Source organism: Ponticaulis profundi, assembly GCF_042659465.1.
Taxonomy (GTDB): domain Bacteria; phylum Pseudomonadota; class Alphaproteobacteria; order Caulobacterales; family Hyphomonadaceae; genus Ponticaulis; species Ponticaulis profundi.
On the sequence record NZ_JBHSSW010000045.1, the window covers coordinates 1 to 9,083 of the forward strand.

Annotated in this window: 8 protein-coding genes; all 8 read left to right on the forward strand. The window is 52.6% G+C overall.

Annotated features, from left to right (window positions below; all coding sequences use genetic code 11):
- Positions 1 to 452: 452 nt before the first annotated feature.
- Positions 453 to 1,544 (forward strand): helix-turn-helix transcriptional regulator, encoded by a 1,092-nt coding sequence (locus ACFQDM_RS15565; RefSeq protein ID WP_377380601.1) that lies wholly within the window; start codon positions 453 to 455, stop codon positions 1,542 to 1,544.
- A 292-nt stretch (positions 1,545 to 1,836) separates the two neighbouring features.
- Positions 1,837 to 2,355, forward strand: coding sequence for a hypothetical protein (locus ACFQDM_RS15570; protein ID WP_377380603.1), 519 nt, complete (start codon positions 1,837 to 1,839; stop codon positions 2,353 to 2,355).
- A gap of 141 nt (positions 2,356 to 2,496) precedes the next feature.
- Positions 2,497 to 3,096: a hypothetical protein gene (locus ACFQDM_RS15575; protein WP_377380605.1), complete on the forward strand. Its 600-nt coding sequence runs from the start codon at positions 2,497 to 2,499 to the stop codon at positions 3,094 to 3,096.
- Between the two features lie 29 nt (positions 3,097 to 3,125).
- Complete coding sequence (locus tag ACFQDM_RS15580) at positions 3,126 to 3,710, forward strand: hypothetical protein (protein ID WP_377380607.1); 585 nt, start codon at positions 3,126 to 3,128, stop codon at positions 3,708 to 3,710.
- An 18-nt stretch (positions 3,711 to 3,728) separates the two neighbouring features.
- Positions 3,729 to 4,337, forward strand: a complete 609-nt coding sequence (locus tag ACFQDM_RS15585) for a hypothetical protein (protein WP_377380608.1) — start codon at positions 3,729 to 3,731, stop codon at positions 4,335 to 4,337.
- Positions 4,338 to 4,427: 90 nt separating this feature from the next.
- Positions 4,428 to 5,111: a molecular chaperone gene (locus ACFQDM_RS15590; protein ID WP_377380610.1), complete on the forward strand. Its 684-nt coding sequence runs from the start codon at positions 4,428 to 4,430 to the stop codon at positions 5,109 to 5,111.
- Positions 5,112 to 5,140: 29 nt separating this feature from the next.
- Positions 5,141 to 7,735 (forward strand): hypothetical protein, encoded by a 2,595-nt coding sequence (locus tag ACFQDM_RS15595; RefSeq protein ID WP_377380612.1) that lies wholly within the window; start codon positions 5,141 to 5,143, stop codon positions 7,733 to 7,735.
- 213 nt (positions 7,736 to 7,948) lie between these two features.
- Entirely contained in the window at positions 7,949 to 8,986 is a 1,038-nt protein-coding gene (locus ACFQDM_RS15600; protein WP_377380614.1) for a hypothetical protein, read from the forward strand.
- The last annotated feature ends 97 nt before the right edge of the window (positions 8,987 to 9,083 follow it).

The window sequence follows — 9,083 nt, forward strand, 5'->3', positions numbered from 1 at the left end:
GGCTACGAGCCCGGACAAAACTCCATCTCGCAGCTCTCAATACGCATCGAACCTAAATATACCTGAACGAGGATAGAAGGACAGTGCGCGTCTGCCTTTATAGGGCGGACTGAAGGGTTAGCGTGATGTTTCAGCTGCACATTTGTACTTATTGGCATGTGTCTGCAGCATGCGTCGGCAAGCACGCTGTCTGACTTCGTCACTCCTGTCAGCCCGAATCAATTGGACAGATCAAATTTGGCAAGCTGAAAAAACACTCTACTATTTAGGGTGGTGCCGGACATTTCGACCCAGAGCCTTTATTCAATCATCATGATTAGTGATTTGAATTATAAGTGTTATTATATTTTGTCAAATTGCAACTACTGAATGCAGCCCATTTGGGTGGTGTGGCAGCGTCTTTTTTGCTTGTAGAAAAGCGTGGGCAATAATTGACAGCGTGCACTTTTCAAATGCTTGAGGATCGATACGACGTAAAGCAACAGTCCCATGTGAACTTTAATGTCTGTGTTAGCCGCTTCATCACGTCCAAGGCTTCGCAAAGCTCAATCGATATCGGAGATGTGAAACTTCTGACGCTGGTCGAATACCAAAGCCTCACACCGGATGCCGCCGAATACCTCGATAATCAAGATGCAAGTCAATTGGAGCCTATCGGGATTGATGGTATCGCAACCAAACTAAGTTCCCCCTCTGCTCCATCAGAGATCCAAAACGGTCAGGAGCGCTATGGGTGTAAAACTGGACTGGGAAATGAAATAGACCGAGACACCTGCTCATTTCCGCTGTTTTTCTCCAATCATTCGCTTTCTGCAATTTTTGCGAATGATCAATTGGAGGGCAAACTTGTTTGCTCCATCTCTCGAGACGAGAGTCGACCTGCTTTTGGGTCTGGTGATCAGTCTTGGTTCATGGATTGCCTACCGCATTTGAGATATGCTCATGCTCTAGAGCGTCATATTCGGAATGACATGATTATTGGATCGGATGCCGCGTCGGGCCGCGATTCGTTTCTGATGATTTTCCGTGACGACTTGTTGTTCGAAATCGTGCGCTCAAGCGAAAACCCAGAGCTTCAGCGTATCCAGCAGCAGCTCCTTCGAAATCTACATAGTTCAAACACAAGTAACAACTGGTGCGAATTGCTCGCCGAGCTAATCGCCGAGCTCAAATCGTTACCTCGTCACGATGCGATTACCGTTTATCCGAAAGGCGAACGTCATATCGAGCTGACAGCTCAATCTATGGCTGCTTACCCAAATCTACATTTCATGGGCGGCGCTGAAAAATTCGTTTTGGTGAAGATCCGTTTGAAAAGCGACCGTTCAAAGCGCGACCTGTCAAAGTTTGCTCGCTTGTACGACCTTTCCACACGGGAAGTGAGTGTACTCGAAAGTTTCTTTGAAACCTTTCAGTTGCGAGCGACAGGCAGGCAGCTGAACATCAAATATGAGACGGTCCGCTGGCATATGAAGCGCATCCTCGAGAAGTCAGATTCTGCTAATCAGGCCGAATTGATCTTTAAAGTCTGTCACGCTGGATAGATGCCCCACAACTTTGAAACCACGTCAGCCCTATGCCGGCATAGTTCAAAGCGCCCGGGGCATTCTCTTTTCAGGGGAACATCGTTCTGAGACTTCAGAGTTTTGGGGAATTCAAAATAAAAACCTTAGGTTTATTTTAAAAAAACAATCCACATCCGCCCATTTGGGTGTGTTTTTTTTAAAGCTCCCGTGCTGATCGTAAACCTCTTGTTAACACGCCGGGGGGCGAGAGGTGATAATCAGGGGATTTCTGCGGACTGTATGCGCGCCAATTGCGTCGATTTCCGTAGCTATGTCAGGGACTTCAAGTGCACAGGTCGAGATTTCTGTTGAAGGAGAAATCGAAGCAAGCTGCGCATTAAGCGGTCTGACGAGCTCAGTCACGGGACTTGATTTCAATACGCCTGGATCGACAACTCTGGATTACATTGTTGATTGCAATGCGCCATTTGCTTACGCCCTCGAAAGCGCGGGCCAGAGCTTTGAACTACAGGCTCCGTCCATCGGCGTATCACCCGGTTCCGCTGCTTTCGAGGCGAGCCTGGATTACACGATTACGAGCAATTTCATTACCGATAATGGAAGCTTCAGCGACACGCTCAACAGCGCTGAGCTTACAGCCGGAAACGCTGCGCCCTGCACGGCAGCGGCGTTTGATCCGGCCTGCAGTTTTTCAGATTCCGGAACCGACGTGGCGGCCAACCCATCGGGCAATAATGCCAGCTTGCAGATTGCCTGGGGCAGCACGGCCAATCCGCTCATCGCCGGAAGCTATCAGGACACGCTGACGCTGACTGTGAGGGTGAAATGATCTCCACCCTCACAACGATGTTCAGCCAACGAAATCGGACCCGCAAGGCCGATAAAGGGGGGGCACTGCAACTGCTTCCACCACACCACCGCATGGTTGCGATTCTGCCATGCCAAATTCATGAAGACTAGGAGAAACATCATGAAACGCGTACTTTTGGCTGCAGTCGCAGCTTCTTTCCTCGCTGCACCTGCTATCGCAGCATCATCAGATAGCACAACGATCACCCTGGATGGCTCCGTCGCAGATACCTGCCTGATCGGAACAGCGGCGACAAGTAGCTTGACGAATGTCACTCCAACTACAGAGACGGATCTCGACATTACCGCGCTCGCCGATGCTGGAACGGCACTTATTCAAGACGCCGCAGCGACAGTGACATTTGCTAATTCATATTGCAACTATGCGCACAGCTTTGGCTTCCAGGCGGCTAACGGTGCTCTGGCATATGACAGCAGTGTGACTGTAACGCCTTCGAGCGGAACATTTCTTCAGCAAGTCGGATACACGGCAACTCTGGACTGGTCTGAACTCGCATCGCCACTGTCCATTTCGTCTACGAATGACACCTCGGCTTCTGCAAGCGGTTCTGCCGTCAATGATACGACAACTGCGACCGGTGCATTCCGAGGTGATCTCGTATTCACCGTTGATCTGGACGAAACCACCAGCGCTTCCATCCCGCTTCTGTCTGGTGGCTATTCGGAAACCTTCACCCTTAGCCTTGGTGCGACGCTGTAAAAGGAGCGGTGAAGCCTAGACGACTTCGGTTGGAAGGTTCTCGTGAGACCATGCGCAATTTCCGTACACTCATCCTGGCTCTGATTTCTCAATTGTGCCCTGTTTTAGCAGTCGCACAGGAGTCAGACATTGAACTGGCACGCCTTGACGGTGTGGTCCCAGACCTTTGTCAGTTTGGTGAAATGTCAGTGTTGGGCGATGCGGATGCGAGTATTGCGCAGACCGATGATGGCATTGCGATCACGCTAGCTTCCATTGTGGATCCTGAAACGGCAGAGCCCATTCCCTATGGGCTCTCCATTCAGTTCGCTGCACAGTGCAATTTTGCTCATCAGGTCTCAATCCGATCCATTTTCGGCGGTTTATTGAATGATGACGGGTCTGGATCAGACGGATTTTCAAACCGGTCAGACTACTCGGTATCTGCCAGATGGGCCGATGAATCCTTTGATTACACAACGTCCGGAATGCGAGGCGAAGGCATCGGTGTTTCGGTGAGTGGCGTGCGCTCAGGGGATTTCCAGATCGAAATCAATTCAGTGCCGACCTCTACTCCTCTGATTTCCGGAGATTATTCGGATCAAATCATCATTGAAGTTTCGGGCCGGCCCTAGCCAATTCAGGAGAACAACATGAAACAGTATCTTTTCATTGGTGCGTTGGGGGGGCTTGCTATACTCGGCTTGCCGGGCTTCGCATCCCCAAGCTCGACCGGAGAGGGTTATCTTGACGGCACAGTTGGAGACACCTGCCTGCTTGAGCCCTTGGCATATGGGGGTAGCAACAATGCGTCACTCGCAGCAGGGGCAACGAGTTCGGCCGCGACCATAGATTTTACGGACATGGTGGATCCGGCAACAGCACTGTTTAAACTGAACAATGTGAACATAACTCTGACCGTCTCAGGTTATTGCAATTACGTGCACTCTATTAGCCTGCAGACGTCAACGAGCAAGTTTGCCGCTCAGGATACAGGCAATCTGCCAACGATCACGTCCGATTCGTTTACAACGGAAATCGATTATAATGCGGTCTTCGTATGGGCAGATGTCACGTCGACGTTTCTAAACACGCAAGGGCAAAGCGGGGTCACGACTTCCAATCCTGGAACAATAGCAGGAGCGTATCGTGGTACGGGCATGCTCAGCATCAATCTTGCCAATCCGAATGATGTAAATGCACCGCTCGTCGCCGGCAGCTGGTCCGACACGCTCACAATGCAAATTGGCGCGGCACTCTGATTGATGATGGCTTGGAATCGTAAAATGTTCCGTAAACTTCTATGCCTGATGGCGATGCTTTGCATCAGTGCAAATTCAATGGCTCACGCCATGAGTGTCACTCCGATTGTCTTCGATCTTGAAGCAGCCGGTCGAAACGCGAACACCCAATTGCGAGTTACGAATACGAGCACTGGCGATATTCCTGTGGCAATTAGCGTATCTGAAGTTACCATGTCGGAGGCGGGTGAGGTCTCTGCCGCATCCGCCGACGATGACTTCGTCATTTTTCCTTTCCAGGCGCTCATTCCGCCCGGCGCAACCCAGGTTTTCCGGGTTCAGTATGTCGGAGATCCGGAGTTAGAAGCCTCTAAATCCTATATTTTCTCTGTTGCCCAGCAACCCGTCGCATTACCGGAAGGGGTTTCAGGCATTCAGATCCTCTACAATTTTGAAGTGGTTGGGAGTGTGTCACCTCTCGGGGGGGAGGCCGATCTTACATTGCTTTCCTCTGAACTCGTGACCAATGACGACGGGACGCGGCGCGCCGCGCTTACTGTGAAGAACCCCTCCAACACGCATGCATATTTATCCGGTTCACGCCTGGAACTCACGGCGAAGGACGAGACAGGCGAGCAGGTCTGGAGCCGTTCCTGGCGGCCGCAGGAGATCGGACAAACCGTTGGTGTCGGCCTGGTACAGCCAGGTAAGGATCGCCGCTTTGTCCTTCCCTTCGACCTCCCCGAAGGCGGAAGCTCACTGGAAGCTAGTATCCGATACATCGGGCGCCGATAGACGACGGCTAAGGGGATTTGGGGCGTTACATGTTTCGAACAGCACTCAGAAAAAGTACAGCAACGGTCGCGCTCATTTCTGTGGGGTTGTGCAGTTCGCCTGCTGCGGTTTCGGCTAATTTAGATCGCAATTCGCCTATTCAGGTATCGACCAGAGAAAGTTTCGAGGGCTTTAGTGACGGCTCGCGCCGGAACACGCCACAGCCGAGGCCTGATATTCAACTGGCACAGTCCACCACCGTAATTCCGATCCAGCCGAGAACGGTTCCCGAACAACAAGCGCCGACTGATATCGAGATTGTCGTACCGTTGAATGAGAGCGGCAGATATCTCGGTGATCTGGTCGCTTATATTTCGGGTGATACACCTTTTATACGACTAAGCGAAGTCGCACGGCTGATTGAGCCGCTCGCTGCGCCGTCTACAGTCGAGCGTTTGCGTGCGGCAGACCCCGGTGACCCTGTCGCATTGGGAGCCCTTTCAATAGAAGGAATCCAGGGAAGCTGGGATCCAAACCTGTTGGAAATCAATATCGTTCTGCCAATTAGTGACCGGGAAACGCGCAGAATAGAAGTGGCAGAATTCGAGCGGACAGAGCGCGGGCTTTTCGCCAAACCCGCTCGGTTTTCAAGCTTTCTGAACCTGCGATCCTCCACTGATTATGCTCATGAGACTGCCGGAGACACAGGTCTGCAATCTCCATATTTTAGTGGTCTTTGGGGCGGAAGGGCGCTCGGCGTCGCCTATGAAACCAGCTTTGACTATGATACAGATGGGCGTGGATTTCGCAGAAGCGGATCACGTCTCATCTATGACGATGAAGACCGGGCAATCCGGGCAGAGTTTGGCGATGTTTCCGCAATCACACGGTCTTTTCAGTCCAATCCGCGCATGGCCGGACTGTCTGTCTATAAGGCGACACGTACCCTTCAGCCTTACACAAATACGCGCCCACGTGGGTTTCAGTCCTTCTCGATAGAAGAAACGTCTGAAGTTCAGGTTCTGATCAACGGACGTCAGGTCCGACGGCTGCGTTTGGACCCTGGCAATTACGATCTCACTGATTTTCCCTTCGTGGACGGCGAAAACAATGTTCAACTTGTTGTGGAAGATCGGACAGGCCGACGAGATCTCGTGGAGTTTGATACATTCTTCGATCGATCGATTTTTCGGCCGGGCTATTCAGAATGGGGCGCGGCCCTTGGCATTCGTTCGATGACTGGAACACGTGCGCCAGAGTACTATGAAGACGAATATTTGGGTACTGGCTTCTATCGTCGAGGATATGAAAATGGCCTGACTGCGGGAGGGAATTTCCAGTTTGATGACAGGTCAGCGATGATGGGTGGAGAAATCCTGAAAACCACCGCGCTCGGCGTCCTCGCTGGTGATCTGGCGCTGTCAACGCAGGACAATTTCGGCGAGGGCTATGCCATTGATCTCGACTTTACTCGGACCCCAGCCTATGAGCCGGGAGAAGACCGGGTGAGTTGGGGCGTTTCCGGACGTTACACGAGTGAAAAATTCAGCCCGATCGGCAATCCTCGCCTCAATGCAATCTCTTCGGAATTCAGTGGCTATTATTCAAAGTCGTTCATTGAAAACGGGTCAAGCATCTCGGCCAGTGCTTCCTATCTCTTTGGCCGCAATGGTCAGGAAGATCGCTGGAGCGGCCGGATTTCATATGGACAACGTCTGACAGACACGGTCTCGCTTTCTACAGATCTCTCGTATCAGGAGGGTGGTATTGGAGAAGACGTCGGCCTCCGTGTTCAGCTGACTTATCGACCGGGCATCCGCTCAAGCGCCGTGAGCAGCTATGACTCCCGGACGGAGCGTTCTGCTGCCAGCTACCAGCTCCGCGGCGATAGCAAATGGGGTACATGGTCTACCGGTGTTGATGTTGATCGGACACCTGACTCCGCGAACATGAATGCCAGCGGTTACCTAATCGGATCACGCGGCGATGTGAGCTTCACACACCGCCTCGGCACGGATGGCGACTTCAGTAATACGACGACACAGGTCACCACCCTGCGCACGGCGAATTCCATTGGGTTTGCTGATGGTGCCTTTGCGTTCGGACGCACAATATCAGGCGCTTTCGCAATCGTTGATAGCCATGAGACACTTAAGGGCGCGCGCGTCGGCGTGAAATCGAGTTCCGTCGGCGGCGGATTACAGGAGTCGGCGTGGCTCGGTAAACCGCTTATCTCCGACCTGCCGACCTATTCTAAACGGAATGTCGAATTCGACGTGGCTAATCTCCCACTCGGGTATGATCTGGGTGCCGGGTCTGTAGATGTGCGACCTCCATTCTACGCTGGCTACAAATTAACCGTCGGTTCTGCCCTTAACACCACATTGATCTCAACGGCGCTCGATCCTTATGGGGAGCCGATTTCTTTTATTGCCGGAGAGGTCACCTCACCAGACTATCCTAACCTCGAGCCCATTGAGATGTTCACCAATGGCTCTGGGAAATTCGGTATTCCAGGCGTTGGCGTTGGTACGTGGGAGCTGCGTCTGAACACCGAGCCGGACGCGACCATTATCCGATTCACGATTGAGGATGACGGCCAGACTCTGATCCGCGCCGGCGAGTTAAGAGGCGAATATGAGTAAGTTCACCAGCTCTCCTGGCGCGAGCGTCTCAAGGTTTCTGCAGATTAGACAGAGTCCTGAGCAGCCGCTGACGGCACAATGTTTCGGGGCGCTGGCAGTCCTGCCAGATCGGTCAGCCTGGCCCCGGGGTGGCGGCATGAAAATGTGCACTGGTTCGGCTATTCCAATCTGTCATTGGCGCTCATTTCGAACATCTCCGGGAAGGAAGCTGGTATGACAAAAGTCTCATCCTCCACATTCATGAAGAGGTGGTGCAGGGATTTGCGAAGCCTGCAGACCGCTGGCTCTCTGACGGGGGGCGCGCGAAAGCTGGCGCGCACCGCAGCGCTTGGACTAATGCTCGTCACCACCGCCTCTGGGTTTGCGACAGCATCCGCCTGTTCTACGCTGAGCCTCCAGCCCCTGACGATTGATTATGATCCCACCTCTCCAGCCCCTACTACGGCCATCGCAACCATTCAGGCAGACCGATGGGATTCAACCGCTGAAACCTGGAGAAATGTGCACGCTATTAAGCCTCTCCCGGGCAACGAACCGAATGGCATCAGCTTTGATCTTGATTTCGTCGCGGCATTACCCCGGTCCTGGCAGTCGGGAAAAATAACCAGTACATATCATGGTTATCCATCAGGTGTGTTTTCGCCGCAGTCCTCGACTGTCATTTACGCGGGATATTACGATACAGACGACCCAGTCGCACTCCAGGTCCGATTGTCCATTGCTCCCGGTCAGACGCAATTGTCCGCCGGGACCCATGCACTCAATTTCGCTATAGCGGATCGTTTCGGTGGTGATGTCGGATGCCCGTTCGGAAACTTTTACACATCTGACTGGAATGAAGCCTTTGCCTCTGCAACTCTCAATGTCGCAGAGATCCTCCAGATGAATCTGAAGGGGGGTGGCCTGGGTGGCACAATGGATTTCGGAACATCCATGGAGACAGGCGATCAACAATTCACCCTTCTATCGGTGACAACGAATGCGCCATTCCGGGTCATCATGGCGAGCGATCATGGCGGCGTTCTCAAACTGAATGATGAGGAGGCCGCGACAGATGAGATTGCCTATACCGCGACCTTTAACGGCCAACCGATCAGCGCGACTACCCCCTATGAAGACTTGTCCCCGGTCGGGACCGGCTATTCTCAATCTGACCTCGAATTTGAGGTCACGCTCACCGGCGATACACAGACGAAACGTGCTGGTAAATACAAGGACACCGTCACGCTAACCCTTCAGTCCGCCCTATAAAGGCAGACGCGCACTGTCCTTCTATCCTCGTTCAGGTATATTTAGGTTCGATGCGTATTGAGAGCTGCGAGATGGAGTTTTGTCCGGGCTCGTAGCC